The 12,894-nt window shown below is 64.7% G+C and carries 20 protein-coding genes; 7 read left to right on the plus strand and 13 right to left on the minus strand.

Features of this window, described 5'->3' with window-relative positions; all coding sequences use genetic code 11:
• The 4 genes from A3M7_RS50820 to A3M7_RS0133985 all read right to left on the minus strand — a co-directional run.
• Nucleotides 1–221 (minus strand): helix-turn-helix domain-containing protein (locus tag A3M7_RS50820; RefSeq protein ID WP_371090232.1); only part of this gene is annotated, 221 nt, incomplete at its 3' end.
• A gap of 169 nt (nt 222–390) precedes the next feature.
• The gene (locus A3M7_RS0133975; RefSeq protein ID WP_027547905.1) at nt 391–993 is read right to left on the minus strand and encodes a pyridoxamine 5'-phosphate oxidase family protein; all 603 of its coding nucleotides are present in this window, start codon (nt 991–993) and stop codon (nt 391–393) included.
• 76 nt (nt 994–1,069) lie between these two features.
• Nucleotides 1,070–1,423: a hypothetical protein gene (locus tag A3M7_RS0133980; RefSeq protein ID WP_027547906.1), complete on the minus strand. Its 354-nt coding sequence runs from the start codon at nt 1,421–1,423 to the stop codon at nt 1,070–1,072.
• A 173-nt stretch (nt 1,424–1,596) separates the two neighbouring features.
• Nucleotides 1,597–2,658: an alpha/beta fold hydrolase gene (locus A3M7_RS0133985; protein ID WP_027547907.1), complete on the minus strand. Its 1,062-nt coding sequence runs from the start codon at nt 2,656–2,658 to the stop codon at nt 1,597–1,599.
• Nucleotides 2,659–2,783: 125 nt separating this feature from the next.
• Here A3M7_RS0133985 and A3M7_RS0133990 point away from each other — a divergent pair, with 125 nt between their 5' ends.
• Both A3M7_RS0133990 and A3M7_RS0133995 read left to right on the plus strand, forming a co-directional pair.
• Nucleotides 2,784–3,050 (plus strand): DUF2277 domain-containing protein, encoded by a 267-nt coding sequence (locus tag A3M7_RS0133990; RefSeq protein WP_027547908.1) that lies wholly within the window; start codon nt 2,784–2,786, stop codon nt 3,048–3,050.
• A 96-nt stretch (nt 3,051–3,146) separates the two neighbouring features.
• Nucleotides 3,147–3,368, plus strand: a complete 222-nt coding sequence (locus A3M7_RS0133995) for a hypothetical protein (RefSeq protein ID WP_027547909.1) — start codon at nt 3,147–3,149, stop codon at nt 3,366–3,368.
• 20 nt (nt 3,369–3,388) lie between these two features.
• On the opposite strand, the gene A3M7_RS45400 is transcribed toward A3M7_RS0133995, so the two are convergent.
• The gene (locus A3M7_RS45400; protein ID WP_049823864.1) at nt 3,389–3,907 is read right to left on the minus strand and encodes a collagen-like protein; all 519 of its coding nucleotides are present in this window, start codon (nt 3,905–3,907) and stop codon (nt 3,389–3,391) included.
• Between the two features lie 158 nt (nt 3,908–4,065).
• Between A3M7_RS45400 and A3M7_RS0134005 the strand changes: the two genes are divergently transcribed.
• Nucleotides 4,066–4,347: a hypothetical protein gene (locus A3M7_RS0134005; RefSeq protein ID WP_049823865.1), complete on the plus strand. Its 282-nt coding sequence runs from the start codon at nt 4,066–4,068 to the stop codon at nt 4,345–4,347.
• A 21-nt stretch (nt 4,348–4,368) separates the two neighbouring features.
• Here A3M7_RS0134005 and A3M7_RS0134010 read toward each other — a convergent pair whose 3' ends face one another.
• Both A3M7_RS0134010 and A3M7_RS0134015 read right to left on the minus strand, forming a co-directional pair.
• The gene (locus A3M7_RS0134010; RefSeq protein WP_027547911.1) at nt 4,369–4,614 is read right to left on the minus strand and encodes a helix-turn-helix domain-containing protein; all 246 of its coding nucleotides are present in this window, start codon (nt 4,612–4,614) and stop codon (nt 4,369–4,371) included.
• Between the two features lie 285 nt (nt 4,615–4,899).
• Nucleotides 4,900–5,667, minus strand: coding sequence for an SDR family NAD(P)-dependent oxidoreductase (locus A3M7_RS0134015; RefSeq protein ID WP_027547912.1), 768 nt, complete (start codon nt 5,665–5,667; stop codon nt 4,900–4,902).
• A gap of 111 nt (nt 5,668–5,778) precedes the next feature.
• Here A3M7_RS0134015 and A3M7_RS0134020 point away from each other — a divergent pair, with 111 nt between their 5' ends.
• Nucleotides 5,779–6,264: a molecular chaperone DnaJ gene (locus A3M7_RS0134020; RefSeq protein WP_027547913.1), complete on the plus strand. Its 486-nt coding sequence runs from the start codon at nt 5,779–5,781 to the stop codon at nt 6,262–6,264.
• Between the two features lie 5 nt (nt 6,265–6,269).
• Here A3M7_RS0134020 and A3M7_RS0134025 read toward each other — a convergent pair whose 3' ends face one another.
• The 4 genes from A3M7_RS0134025 to A3M7_RS0134040 form a co-directional block, all read right to left on the minus strand.
• Nucleotides 6,270–6,908, minus strand: coding sequence for a hypothetical protein (locus A3M7_RS0134025; RefSeq protein ID WP_027547914.1), 639 nt, complete (start codon nt 6,906–6,908; stop codon nt 6,270–6,272).
• A gap of 106 nt (nt 6,909–7,014) precedes the next feature.
• Nucleotides 7,015–7,266 carry a hypothetical protein gene (locus A3M7_RS0134030; RefSeq protein ID WP_027547915.1) on the minus strand — a complete coding sequence of 84 codons (252 nt, stop codon included), beginning with the start codon at nt 7,264–7,266 and terminating at the stop codon, nt 7,015–7,017.
• Nucleotides 7,267–7,506: 240 nt separating this feature from the next.
• Nucleotides 7,507–7,767 carry a hypothetical protein gene (locus A3M7_RS50020; protein WP_027547916.1) on the minus strand — a complete coding sequence of 87 codons (261 nt, stop codon included), beginning with the start codon at nt 7,765–7,767 and terminating at the stop codon, nt 7,507–7,509.
• Nucleotides 7,768–7,910: 143 nt separating this feature from the next.
• Nucleotides 7,911–8,294, minus strand: a complete 384-nt coding sequence (locus A3M7_RS0134040; protein WP_027547917.1) for a RidA family protein — start codon at nt 8,292–8,294, stop codon at nt 7,911–7,913.
• A 471-nt stretch (nt 8,295–8,765) separates the two neighbouring features.
• On the opposite strand from A3M7_RS0134040, the gene A3M7_RS0134050 reads away from it, so the two are divergent.
• Nucleotides 8,766–9,200, plus strand: a complete 435-nt coding sequence (locus tag A3M7_RS0134050) for a hypothetical protein (RefSeq protein WP_027547918.1) — start codon at nt 8,766–8,768, stop codon at nt 9,198–9,200.
• A gap of 94 nt (nt 9,201–9,294) precedes the next feature.
• Here the strand turns inward: A3M7_RS0134050 and A3M7_RS0134055 are convergent, their stop codons facing one another.
• Both A3M7_RS0134055 and A3M7_RS0134060 read right to left on the minus strand, forming a co-directional pair.
• Nucleotides 9,295–9,990 (minus strand): glutathione S-transferase family protein, encoded by a 696-nt coding sequence (locus A3M7_RS0134055; RefSeq protein WP_027547919.1) that lies wholly within the window; start codon nt 9,988–9,990, stop codon nt 9,295–9,297.
• A gap of 249 nt (nt 9,991–10,239) precedes the next feature.
• The gene (locus A3M7_RS0134060) at nt 10,240–10,890 is read right to left on the minus strand and encodes a glutathione S-transferase family protein (RefSeq protein ID WP_027547920.1); all 651 of its coding nucleotides are present in this window, start codon (nt 10,888–10,890) and stop codon (nt 10,240–10,242) included.
• A 422-nt stretch (nt 10,891–11,312) separates the two neighbouring features.
• Here A3M7_RS0134060 and A3M7_RS0134065 point away from each other — a divergent pair, with 422 nt between their 5' ends.
• Both A3M7_RS0134065 and A3M7_RS0134070 read left to right on the plus strand, forming a co-directional pair.
• Nucleotides 11,313–11,750 carry a VOC family protein gene (locus tag A3M7_RS0134065; RefSeq protein ID WP_027547921.1) on the plus strand — a complete coding sequence of 146 codons (438 nt, stop codon included), beginning with the start codon at nt 11,313–11,315 and terminating at the stop codon, nt 11,748–11,750.
• Between the two features lie 367 nt (nt 11,751–12,117).
• Nucleotides 12,118–12,846 (plus strand): SDR family oxidoreductase, encoded by a 729-nt coding sequence (locus tag A3M7_RS0134070; RefSeq protein ID WP_027547922.1) that lies wholly within the window; start codon nt 12,118–12,120, stop codon nt 12,844–12,846.
• Nucleotides 12,847–12,894: the final 48 nt, after the last annotated feature.

The following is a 12,894-nucleotide window of genomic DNA, read 5'->3' on the forward strand; positions in this document are numbered from 1 at the left end:
TCGAGGCGAGAACCCTTCCAGCGCCGCGCCCGGGTCTGCTGCTGAGCATAGCTTGGCTTGTAGCCGACCTGCCTGCCACGGTTCCGCCTCAGCTCCCGAGAGATCGTTGATGGCGGGCGATCCAAAGCTGCCGCGATTTGCCCGACCGAGTTGCCATTGGCCGAAAGGCGGGCAATCTCGCATCGATCGTCAAGGGAGAGCTGTTTGTAAGTCCGCCCCATGGCAACACCTCCAGTTGGAAGTGTTGCACTTCGTTTGTGAACTCAGGGGACCCATTACCCCAGGGAGAAGTTGTGGCGCGCAACTGGTAACGACTAGTCTTCGTCAAACCACCTTTTGTGGTTATGGGTCCCGGCCTTCGCCGGGACGACACCGAGCTAGATGAGCCAGCTACAGCTGCTGCTTATAGCGCTCTTCCACGATCGCCTGACTTTCCGGTTCGCCCAGGCCCGTCTGGTCGTGAATGACTTCGACGATGCTCGGCATCACCGAGCGCTGCACCTTCTCCGGCGACCACAGCTTCGAGCGCATCAGCGCCTTGCCGCAGTGGAAATAGACTTCGCTGACCGCAACGTTCAGCACCGCGCGCGGTGGCTTGCCGAATTCCACCATCGAGGCGAGCAGATCCGGATCGGCCGACAGCGTGCCGCGCCCGCCGATGCGCAGCGTCTCGTCGATGCCGGGGACGAAGAACAGCAGATGCACGAAGCCCGAGCCTTCGACGACGTTGCGAAAACTGTCGATCCGGTTGTTGCCGGAGCGGTCGGGCATCAGCAACTGGTTGGGGCCGGCGACGTGGACGAAGCCGATGCCGCCACCGCGCGGCGAGGCGTCGACGCTGCCGTCGCTCCCAGAGGTCGCGAGCACGCAGAACGGCGACATCTCGATGAATTTCTTGGCATGCGCATCGATCGCAGGACGTGCCTTCGCGATCACGCGTGGGCTCGGCTTGGCATAGATGGTGGCGAGGTCTTCGGCGCAAAGATCGGTCACGGTGTGCCTCCGTATGAGCTCGGCGGCAAACTACCCGATGGGGCCGCGCCCGGCCAACGAAATTCATCACGATCCGCTAGACTGCATCGGCCGGCACGAAGCAGCTGATGATGATGGTGCCGCGATGGTGGACGTACCACACCACGGCCTGGCCGACCGGATTGCCGCGGTCGCGGATGATGGCGCGCTCAGGCACGGCCATCCACTGTCCCTCGATCGGTACCCAATAGGCGCCGTTGCGCACGTCGTAGTCGGTGCGATGGCCGTCGGAGATGTCGCAGCAGGGCACGCCGTTCGGCGCGATCACGCTCTTGAACCAGGCGCGGATGTCGGGCGGGACGTGGTCATATTGCCCGTTGTCGAACGCAAACGCCGCGCTCGTCAGCGCCGTCATCGCAGCCAGCCAAACGCACAGTGCGAGCCTGCGCATGCGATCCTCCTCATCGCGTGTCGTGCCAGTGGCGCGCGATTGCCCCGCGCGTCGATTCGTATCGTTGACGCGATTAAGCCCGAGCTGCCAGCGTATTGCATGCTCAAATAATATGCGGCGCGAGAGGCGCCGCATATGATGCATTGCGATATGAGGATTTTCAGTCGCCGGTTTTACATCGTCCGCTGCGGCGCGGTTTGCAGCAATTGCCTGACCTGTTCGCTGTAGAATTTTGCATTGCCGGTGGTGCCGTGACCGCGCGTCTCGGTGCTGGCGGGGATCAGATACAGGCGGCCGCTCTTGATCCTCTTCATCGCCGCGTCCGTAATGCCGGTCTCCGGCGGGTTGCGCTCGTCGTCGGCGGAGTTGATCAGCAGCAACGAGGCTTCGATCTGCTCCAGCTTCTCCCCGGCATTGTAGTCGTGCGAGGACTCCCACTGATAGACGAAGTCGTTGGCATCGACCGTGATCGGCGTCGCGAGCCGCTCGTCGACGATCTTGTCGGCCTTGGCCGCTGTCGGCGCCTGCGATTGATAGGCCAGCGTTCCGCCGATGCTCGCGATGCCGTAGGCGGTGACGGCGTATTTCATCATGCGCGGCTGGCTGGCGTAGTTGCCGCCATTGTAGTCGGGATCGTCGCGGATGGTGTCGAGCATGATCCGCCGCAGCATCCAGTTGCGCGACGCCATCTCGGTCGGTTGCGAGGCCATCGGGATCAGTGCGTCCATCGCCTTCGGATATTTCTCGCCCCACAGCCAGGTGTGCATGCCGCCCATCGAATTGCCGATGACGAGCCGCAGATGCTTTACGCCGAGTCCTTCCGTCACCAGGCGGTACTGCGCCTCGACCATGTCGTCGTAGTCGTATTTCGGAAAGCCCGTCTTCATGCCGTCGGACGGCTTTGACGATTTGCCGTGGCCGATGCCGTCGGGAATGATGATGTAGTATTTGGCCGCGTCGAGCGGCTGGCCCGCGCCGAACAGCTCGCCGGCAAAGCTTGGCGTCAGCATGCTTGCGCCCGAGCCGCCCGTGCCATGCAGCACCAGCACCGGTTGCCCGCTCGGCTCTCCGACGGTGGTGTAATGCAGCCGCAGCTCCGGCATGACCTCGCCAGTGTGGAACTTGAAATCCCTGGCGATCCAGTCGCCCTGTTTTGGCGCAGGATAGTCGGCGGCCATGGCCGACGCTGAGATGGACAGCAGGATGGCCGACAGCGCCGCGCAAGAAGCCTTCATATTTCTCTCTCCATGCGGCTCATATCCGGCGGCCGCGTTGCGCGGGATCTTAGCAAAACTCTCCGGAACAATGTAGGATTTTGGTTCCGCCGATCGTCCTCGAGGAAACCATCGGGAGAGACTGCATGTGCCGCAACATCAAGACGCTGTTCAACTTCGAGCCGCCGGCGACGGAGGACGAGATCCATGCCTCGGCATTGCAGTTCGTGCGCAAGCTGTCCGGCTTCAACAAGCCGTCGCAGGCCAACGAGGAGGCGTTCGAGCGGGCAGTGTCCGAGGTCTCGGAGGCAGCGCGAAGGCTCCTCACCTCGCTGCACACCCATGCGCCGGCGCGCGACCGCGAGATCGAGGCGGAAAAGGCCAAGGAGCGCTCGCGGTTGCGCTTTGGCTAGCGGATCCGCAGACCCGTTCCGTGATCTGGCTCACGGTATGGAGCGCTGCGACTTGCAATGATGTCTGCCGGGGTTTTGCCAACCCGGAGTACGATCATGAGCCGCCCCCTTCTTCCCCTCAAAGCAGGTGCCATCATCTTCACGCTGCTGTGGACCGCGTGGATGATGTGGTGGAGCGGCTCGTTCTCGAGCGCGAACGCCGCCATCCTGGCGATGTGCGGCGCGGCAGTCGGCTATCTCTGGTATCGCGCCATGCGCTGGCAGTTCGAGCGCATGGGCATGCTGCCACACAAGGATGATTCCTCAAGGGCTTCTTGATCCGGGGCAAGAGCGCGTGGCTAATCCCTGTGGCCGTGCTTCTTCTTTTTCTTCTTTTTCTTGTGGTCGTCGCCTTCGCCGTCGTCGCTCTCGTCATCGGCGATCGGCTCGTCGGTTTCCTGCACGGCGGCCTCCAGCGCCTCGCGCTCGGCGGCTTCGCGCTCGCGCTGGCGGCGGCGCTCGTCCCAGGCGTCGAAGAGCTGTTCGAGCCAGGGCAACACCTGTTCGATCGACGGCAGTTGGCCAGATGGGCCGGCCTCGCCGCGCGGGCCTTGCGGCCCTGCCGGCCCTTGCGGTCCGACAGGTCCCTGCGCTCCGGCCGCGCCACGCGGACCGGCCTCGCCCAGCTTGCCTTGCGGCCCGGCCTTGCCCAGTGGCCCAGCCTTTCCGATCGGCCCCGGCTTGCCTTGCGGTCCTGGCTTGCCGCGCGCGCCGTCCGGGCCGCGCCGGCCCGGATGACCCTGCGGTCCCGGCCGTCCCGGCTCGCCCTGCCGCCCGCGCGGACCCTGAGGTCCCTGCCGTTTCTGTTCGTCTGCCACGCCACTGCTCCCTTGACCGGAAGCAAGCTACTTAGCGTCGTTTGACGACAGCGGCAATTCCGTCCGCGCATCGCACCACGCTTGATCAACATCAACCGGCGGCACGCGACGGCGTGTCATTGGAGGGCGCGCGGCTACAACCTCACGAGGAGCGACCGATGCGCGAAGCGTGGAAAATGTTCTGCTTGTCAGCAGTCGCTTTTGGCATTGCGCTCGGCCTTGCCCACGTGTTCGTGCCCGATGTCGTGCCGGTCGCTTTCGCCGAAGAGCCGCAGGGGGCATGGGCCGTCATGACGGCCTTCGTTCTCCGCGCGATCGAGCTGGTCGCGGCCGCAGTCGCGATCATCGCGCTCGCGTTTCTCGCCGGCGCGTACCTGCAGCAGGAGCTGCGCCGCCGCTTTCGCAGCACATCGTCGCGCCGGGCGTCGCAGGCCGACTGATCGACCTCGTGCGGCCACGCGCTAGTCCTGATAGGCCGGCACGTCGATGCCGGAGGCGGCATAGAGCCTGATCTTGTTGCGCAGCGTGCGCACCGACAGGCCGAGTACGCGCGCGGCGCGTGTGCGATTGCCGTCGCAGCGGGCGAGCGTCTGGAGCACGAGCTCGCGCTCGACCTCGTCGACGGTCGCACCGATCAGCAGCGGAACGATCTGGTTTGGAGCAAGAAATTCTGCGCCCTGCGGCGCGGCGACATGAACTGTGGTCATCAATACACCTCCCGACCAACGCCCGCTTCCATCATTGGAAGCGGATCGAGAACAAACGACCCCCAAGCCGTAAATCCACGGTGGTCGGGTTTGGTTAATGAAAGGTTAACCGCCGGCGATCGCACCAATTGACCTTGGGATTGCCGCGAAGCCGCCGCGATTGGCGCGGGATGCGCACGGATGCGGGCTTATCTCGCGCCACACATACGCTCTCACGCCCCTCCTCGTGCGCAATTGCGCACGAGGAGGACGATGATTCTGAGCGGGTGGTGAAAGCGTCCCCCCTCACACCGTCCGGTACCCGCCGTCCACCATCACGATCGTTCCCGTGACGTAGGCCGACAGGTCCGAGGCGAGGAAGATCGCGGGCCCTACGATGTCGTCGGGCTTGCCGGTGCGCGCCAGCGGGGTGTGATCGACGAAGGCCTGCACCAGCGCCGGATTGGTCGCACGCACATTGGCGTTGATGTTGGTCTCGATGAAGCCGGGCCCGATCGCGTTGACGCGCACGCCTTCCTTGCCGAGCTCGGCCGCAAGCGCCTTGGTGAAGCCGAGCACGCCGTGTTTCGAGGTGGTGTAGGCCACCGAGCTCGGCGTGCGCAGATGCACGAAGGACTGGATCGAGCCGATATTGACGATGCGGCCCTTGGCTGCGCGCAACGGAGCGAGGAAGGCTTGCGTCATGTTGAAGACGCCGTTGAGGTTGAGCGAGATGATGTCGTTCCAGTCCTTCGCCACCGTCTCCGTCTCCGCGGTGAAGGCGTTGCGACGGGTGATGCCGGCATTGTTGACGAGGATCGAGACCTGCCCGACCTTGTCGGCGACTTGCCTCGCCAGCGCAAAGCAGTCCTCGCGCCTGGTCACGTCGAGCGCGAAGCTCTCGGCCCTGCCGCCGGCCTTGCGGATTTCCTGCGCCGCTTCCGCGACCGTGTCGGCGTTGACGTCGAGCAGCACCACTTGCGCGCCTTCGCGCGCGTAGCCGGCCGCGATCGCCCGGCCGATGCCGGAACCGGCGCCCGTGACGACGGCGATGTGGTTTGCAAGCAATGCCATGACATTTTCCTCCCGGATTCGTTTCTAAGTTTCATGAAAGGCTAACTCGAAATTAAGGGGTCGGAAACGGCGGCCTTGGCATACTGATCTTCATTGCTAAACGTTGCGCGCATGATGGAACGGCTTGAATCCTGGAAATTGGCGCTCGAGCGCCTGCGGTCGGCGGAGCCGGCCGATTGGGCCGAGGCGGGCCGGCTGGTGGCCGAGATCGCGCGGATGAGCCCCGATGTCACGCTGCGACAGGCCGCCGAGCAGGCGCTTCCGGTGCTGCGCCAGGCCGTGGACAATGACGATCACGGCGTCACGCTGGCGGCTCAGCGCCGCATCGGCGTGGTCCTCGATGTCGTGCATGGTCTGACCGCGCCGCGCTTCGGCCGCCGCAACGCCATGCCGAAGAAACTCTCGAGCGAGGACCGCGCCCGCAAGGTGCTCGGCCTGCCGCTTGCGGTGCAGCTCACCTGCGAGGACATCAACCAGGCCTATCGCCGCGCCGCCAAGGGCATGCATCCCGACCGCGGCGGCAGCGCGGAAGCCTTCATCGACCTCGCCGCCGCACGCGACCTCCTGATCCATCCCGGCGCGCACAAGGACGCGTGAGAGCCTCAGCTCTTGTTCACGCAGCTCGGATAGGGCGCGGCTTCTCCCGATACGATCGGGCAGAGCTCGATCGGGCTGAGCTCGCGCAAGCGCGCCTGCCAGCGTTCGTCGTTGACCGGCGGCTCGTCGCTCTCGGGGCCGCGCTCGGCCCATTGGATGGTGTAGTAGTCCGTCGTGCCCTTCAGCGTGACCAGCAGCGCGGTCTCGCTGTGCCGGGTCGGGCCGCTGTCGACGCGGCCGCAGCCGATCACCGCGACGAAACCTTCGAAGCGGCCGAAATTCGTGGCGCCGAGCGGCCGTGCCGCAAAGCTGTCCGGGCAGGCCGATTTGAAGCCGCCGGCGATGGAGCCTGCGAACGTCTCGGGCGAGGCGCCTGGCGTCAGCGTCATGCCCTTCTCGCCGGTGACGGTGATCATCTGCGTCCAGCGTTCCGGCGTCTCGCCCTTCGGCACGGCTTCGCGGATGTAGTGGCCGCCTTTGGTGTTCTCGAACACCGCGACGAAGTTCGACGGCATCGCGAAGCTGACGAGCTGGCCGAAGATCGGCGAGATCACGCGGAAGGATTGCGGCGCCTGCGCGCGGCCAGCGGAGACGAGTGCGAGCGATACGGTGAAGATGGCTGCCGTCGTGGTGAGCGTGCGCATCGATTGATCCCGCGGGGACTGAGCAGAAACGCTGGATAGAAACGCGAACGGGCAAGGATGCTAGCATCGCATCCTTGCCCGACCCTTGTCGTCCGCCGATCGAATCCTACCAGGCGCAGCGGCCGTTCTTCAGCGCGTGATCCTTCAGCGCCAGTGCGTCGACGAAGGTCGGCACGGTGCTGCTGACGCGAGCGTAGTCGGAGGGCCACGGCGCGGTCGGGATGCTCTCGTCCCAGATCTGGCAGAAGCCGGTGTCCTGCCAGCGGATCAGGTGATAGCTGGCTTCGGCAGGGCTCGCGGCCACGAAGGCAGTGACGGCAAGACCGGCGGCAGCGCACAGCACGGAAATACGACGCATGATCAGCTCCTCAAATGAAAGATGTGATGCGCCTCCCGACAATCACGGGAGGGGTGGTGCGGGACGCTTTTGGGGAGCGCGCCCCGGACAAAATGTGAGTAGTTCCGCCTGCTGATCAGGTTCAAAGCGCATGCGCTGGAAATGCGGGATTTTGGCCGGAAAACGAGGGTCGCCCGCCCAAAAGAAGAGGGCGGATCGCTCGCGCGATCCGCCCTTCAAATCCGGTCTGTCGCGTCAGGCTCAGAGCGTGCAGCGGCGCTCCGCGCGCAGCTTGATCTGGAGGTCGGAGGCGGCCGTGAAGGTCGGCAGCGGCTTGCTGACGACCTTGTAGGTCGAAGCGCCCCACTGGAACGGCTTGTACTTCAGGTCCTCGTTCCAGACCTGGCAGATGCCGGTGTTGTCCCAGCGGATCACGTAATAGCCGACTGCCGCCGAAGCGGGCATGGCGAACACGGAACTAGCGATGCCGGCAACGGCACAGAGGGCGAGAACGCGACGCATGAAATATCTCCTTGTGGGGAAGTGTGACCCGAAAATTCGTGCGGTAAAAGCCGGTCCTTTGCAAGCCGGGGAGCCGCCGTTCACGGACATGTCAGGCGATGCAGGGCACTTGGTTTGGCCGCGTGCCCGGCAAGTCACACTGCTCACTTCGAAAGCGACGCCACCGCCTCGATCTCGATCAGCATCTTCGGATCGGGCAGTGCATGCACCACGCAGGTGGTGCGTGCCGGATAGGGCGGCGGACCGAACGCGCCGGCATAGAGCGCGTTCATGGCGGCAACGTCGGAGGCGCGGGTCAAGAGCACGTTGACCTTGACGAGATCGCGGACGGTTGCACCGGCTTCCTCCAGCACGCGCTTGATGTTGACGGCGACGTTGGCGAACTGCGCCTCGAAGCCGTCGGGCAGCGCGCCATTGCCGTCGAAGCCGGGAATGCCGGAGACGAACAGGAGGTCGCCCACGCGCGTCGCAAAGGACAGCGGCGGTGCCTTCACATGCGGCGGGGGCGCGAAATGCTGGATCGTCATGGGATCACCTCGGGGGTCGTGCAGGGCGCATCAGCGTAGCGCCATGCGGGGGACTTGCAATCGTCATCAGGGGGCTGGCGCAGGGGGCAAAACGAAAACCGCGAAAACAACCCCATGCACAGTAGAGATCGAGCAGAATTCATTGAAGTCTTTTCAGTTCGGAAAAAGAAAAATAATCGGTTGATCCGTCGGGCAAAACAGGGGCAGGATGGCATCATGAAGTTGCCCGTCCTGCGACACCAAACTCCGCCGTCATGCCCCGGCTTGACCGGGGCATCCAGTACGCCGCGGCTTCTCGGTTCAGCCACCGCCGTCTCTGGAATACTGGATCGCCCGCCTGCGCGGGCGATGACAGCTGAATACGCTGCTGCGCCTCACGGCCGCTCCATCATGTTGCCGCCGCGATCGATCGGATAGATTCGTCCGGTCTGATTCGATCCCTCCTTGAAAAATAGCCCCCGGAGACGCCCCATGAAGCTCGCATCCACCCTTCGCGCCGCGCTGGTCGCCATCGCCGCCCTTGCCGGGCTCTCGACCTCGGCGCTGGCCGACGGCGGCACCGTGGTGCTGACGATCTACAAGGCGGGCTGGATCATCGGCGGCTCCGGCGGCTCCGGCGTGCTGAACTTCCGCGGCCGCTCCTACGGGCTCTCCACCGGCGGGCTCGACTACGGCCTCGTCTTCGGCGGCTCCAAGACCGTGCTGCGCGGCCGCGTCTCCAACATCAACCGTCCCTCCGACGTCGCCGGCGTCTACGGCGCCGCCGGTGCCGGCCTTGCCGTCGGCCGCGGCGCCCGCGCCATCGTGCTCACCAACCAGAAGGGCGCGGTGCTGGAGCTGTCGGGCTACCAGACCGGCCTGATGGCGAATGCGGATCTGAGCGGGCTCGCGATCACGATGCGGTAGGGCGTGCGCCGCACCTCGTAGCCCGCATGAGCGTCAGCGACATGCGGGTCAACTCCCGGCCCCGGATGTCGCTGATGCTCATCCGGGCTACGCTCTACGATCCGCTCACCGCCGCATGAATTCGCTCGCAATGTGCGACGAGATTGGCGTGCGCATCGACGAAGGTCTTCAGCGGCGTCGGGATCGGAAAGAAGTAGATGTTGGCGATGAAGCCGTAGATGCCGGCATCGATGCTGGTCGCGGCTTCGCCGTGCACGAAGCCGGTGGCGGGCACGATCTCGGCCAGCACCTGGAGGTCCGCGAGCCCTCGCGCATAGGCCTGCTCCGGCGTGTAGCGGCCGATGCCCTGGAAATGATAGCGCTGCGCATTGTACGCCTTCGCCTTCTCGAATCCTTCCGCATTGATCTGCGGGTGCTGCGCGATGAAGGCATCGCGGAAGGCCGGGTAGTAGCGCTCGTCCTTCCAGCGCGAATAGGACATCACCCAGTAGAGATCGTCCAGCATGCGGGTGACGAAATGATTGGTCCTCCGCTGCTCCGCTGACAGCGCGGCATCGATGCCCAGGCGATATTTCGCGATCGCATGCGCGATGATCGTCTCGCTGTCGCCGATGGTCTCGCCGTCGTCGACGATGTAGGGCAGCTGCCCGCGCGGCGCGGCGGAGGCATCGAAGATGTGCTCATGGACGAACGGCACGCAAGCGAGCTTCAGGAAGGCGTAGACCTTGAGGCCGTAGCCGTTGTTGTCGGCGACGCCGAACAGCTTTGGGTAGGAGTAGAGCGTCAGCATGGGCGGGCTCCTCCGTGTTGGCGGAGCCTAGAATGCAGGGGCGTGGTGGCGGACGCAATGGGCCGGCGGAATTCGTCAAACCCACGCTGTCGTCCCGGCGCAGGCCGGGACCCATACCGCGTGATCAATGTGTTGTGGGCGGGCGGAGTACCGAACAACGAGTCTTCGCCAAACCTCTCCCTGGGGGTATGGGTCCCGGCCTGCGCCGGGACGACGACTGAGTGTGCGGCACCGCTCCGAACCTTGCCCCTACGAACGCGATGCGGCGGTGAACACCGCCAACTGCGCCTCGAACGCACGCCTGAATGCCGGCCGCGCCTCGCCGCGGGCGACATAGGCGGCGATATCAGGGTACTCGTCCAGCAGGCCGGACGTGTTGAGCCGGCGCAGCACCGTCACCATCATGAGATCGCCGGCGCTGAACGCCCCATCGAGCCAGTCGGCATCGCCGAGGCGAGCCGACAATTCGCCGAGCCTGGTACGGACGCGATCCTGCAACATGGGCAGGCGCGCCTCGTACCAGCTCTTGTCGCGCTCGAACAGCATCGCCATTCCGAGCTCGACGATCGGCGGCTCCAGCGTGTTCAGCGCGGCAAACATCCACGCAATCGCGCGGCCCCTGGCATTCGCCTCGAGCGGCAGCAGCCCGGCATGGCGCTCGGCGAGATGCAGCACGATCGCGCCTGATTCAAACAGGGCGAGATCGCCGTCCTCGAAGGTCGGGATCTGCCCGAACGGATGCAGCACAAGATGCGCCGGTTGCTTCATCTCTTTGAACGACACTAGGCGGACGTCGTAGGGCTGGCCGACCTCCTCCAGCGCCCAGCGGACGCGCATGTCGCGCGCCTGTCCCCTGCCGCGGTCGGGCGAGCTTTCGAAGGCGGTGATGGTGGGGGGCATCTGGGTCTCCGGGGTGGTGGCGCTTCGTCTCCAGGACGAACGGCCGGTGCGGATTCCGACAGCTTGCCCTCTTCCAATTTAGTCGCACCATCTTGCCTAGCCCACAGTGTCGTCCCGGCGAAGGCCGGGACCCATACCGCGCGATTCATCTGTTGCGGGTGGTTGCAGTACCGAACGACGAGTCTTCGCCAAACCGCTTCCTGGGAGTATGGGTCCCGGCCCCCGTGCGCAATTGCGCACTAGGCCGGGACGACACCTGAGTGTGGGGCGCCGTCGCTTGCTACCTTACGCGGCAATCCACGCCGCAAGCTCTACCCATCCTACGGCTTGCCAAAAAAATCCCGCCCCAATTGTCGGAACGCCCCTCCCGGCCGCGTCCTTGGAGCACCCACGTCCCACCCGAGCCGAAAGGACTCCCGCCCATGCCCTCGATCACGCCGTTCCTCTGGTTCGACAACAACGTCCCGGAAGCCGTTGCGTTCTACAAATCGGTGTTTCCCAACGCCAAAATCGAGACCGTCAGCGACTTCATGGCGGTGTTCGAGCTCGAAGGCCAGCGCTTCCACGCGCTCAACGGCGGGCCGCAATACAAGTTCACCGAAGCGGTGTCCTTCTTCATCAACGTCGAGACGCAAGAGGAGGTCGACTACTTCTGGAGCCGGCTCACCGCCGACGGCGGCGAGGAATCCCGCTGTGGCTGGCTCAAGGACAAGTTCGGCCTGTCCTGGCAGGTGATCCCATCAGCGCTCGGCCGCTACCTTGGCGATCCCGACCGTACGAAGGCGGGCCGCGTCATGCAGGCGATGATGGGGATGCGGAAGATCGTGATCGCGGATCTGGACAAGGCTTATGCGGGGTGAACTTCGTACGGTGGGGCAGGCCTGTAGCCCGCATGAGCGAAGCGACATGCGGGTCAACCGCCGACCCCGGATATCGCTTCGCTCATCCGGGCTACGAACTGCCCTCCAATCCACCGGTGTCGTCCCGGCCTAGTGCGCAATTGCGCACGGGGGCCGGGACCCATACCGCGAGGTCTATCGATTGCGGGTGATGCTAGTACCGAACGACGAGTCTTCGCCAAACGGCTCCCTGGGGTAATGGGTCCTGGCTTTCGCCAGGACGACGGCTGAGTTTGAGGGCGCTGCCGCTAACCCACCTACGCAGCGATCCACTTCGCCAGGTCGCTCTGGATCGCTATACTGCCAATCTCAGCAGGATGGTGACCCCATGGGAAACGAATTGGAAGGCAAGGTTGCTGCAGTCACCGGGGCCGCGTCCGGCATCGGATTGGCGAGTACCGAGGCCATGTTGGCCGCGGGCGCGCGCGTGGTGATGGTCGACCGCGACGCCGCCGCGCTGAACGCGCTCTGCAACAAGCACGGCGACACCGTGATCCCGCTGGTCGTCGACCTGCTCGATCCAAAAGACTGCGCAACGCTGCTGCCGCGCGTTCTGGAGAAGGCCGGCCAACTCGACATCCTGCATGCAAACGCAGGCACGTATGTCGGCGGCGACCTGGTCGATGCCGACACCATGGCGATCGACCGGATGCTGAACCTGAATGTCAACGTCGTGATGAAAAACGTGCACGACGTGCTGCCGCACATGATCGAACGCCGGACCGGCGACATCATCGTCACGAGTTCGCTGGCGGCGCATTTTCCGACGCCGTGGGAGCCGGTCTACGCGTCGTCCAAATGGGCGATCAACTGCTTTGTCCAGACGGTGCGGCGCCAGGTCTTCAAGCATGGCATTCGCGTCGGCTCGATCTCGCCCGGCCCGGTCGTCAGCGCCCTGCTTGCGGACTGGCCGCCCGAGAAGCTGAAGGAAGCGAGGGACTCGGGAAGCCTGCTGGAGGCCAGCGACGTGGCTGAGGTCGTGATGTTCATGTTGACGCGGCCGCGCGGCATGACAATTCGTGACGTCGTGATGCTGCCGACCAATTTCGATCTTTAGGGTGCATGCTTTTGCAGGGTTGGCACGGCGCAAGAGCGCCTTTGCCCG

This window comes from Bradyrhizobium sp. WSM2254 (genome assembly GCF_000472645.1).
Taxonomy (GTDB): domain Bacteria; phylum Pseudomonadota; class Alphaproteobacteria; order Rhizobiales; family Xanthobacteraceae; genus Bradyrhizobium; species Bradyrhizobium niftali.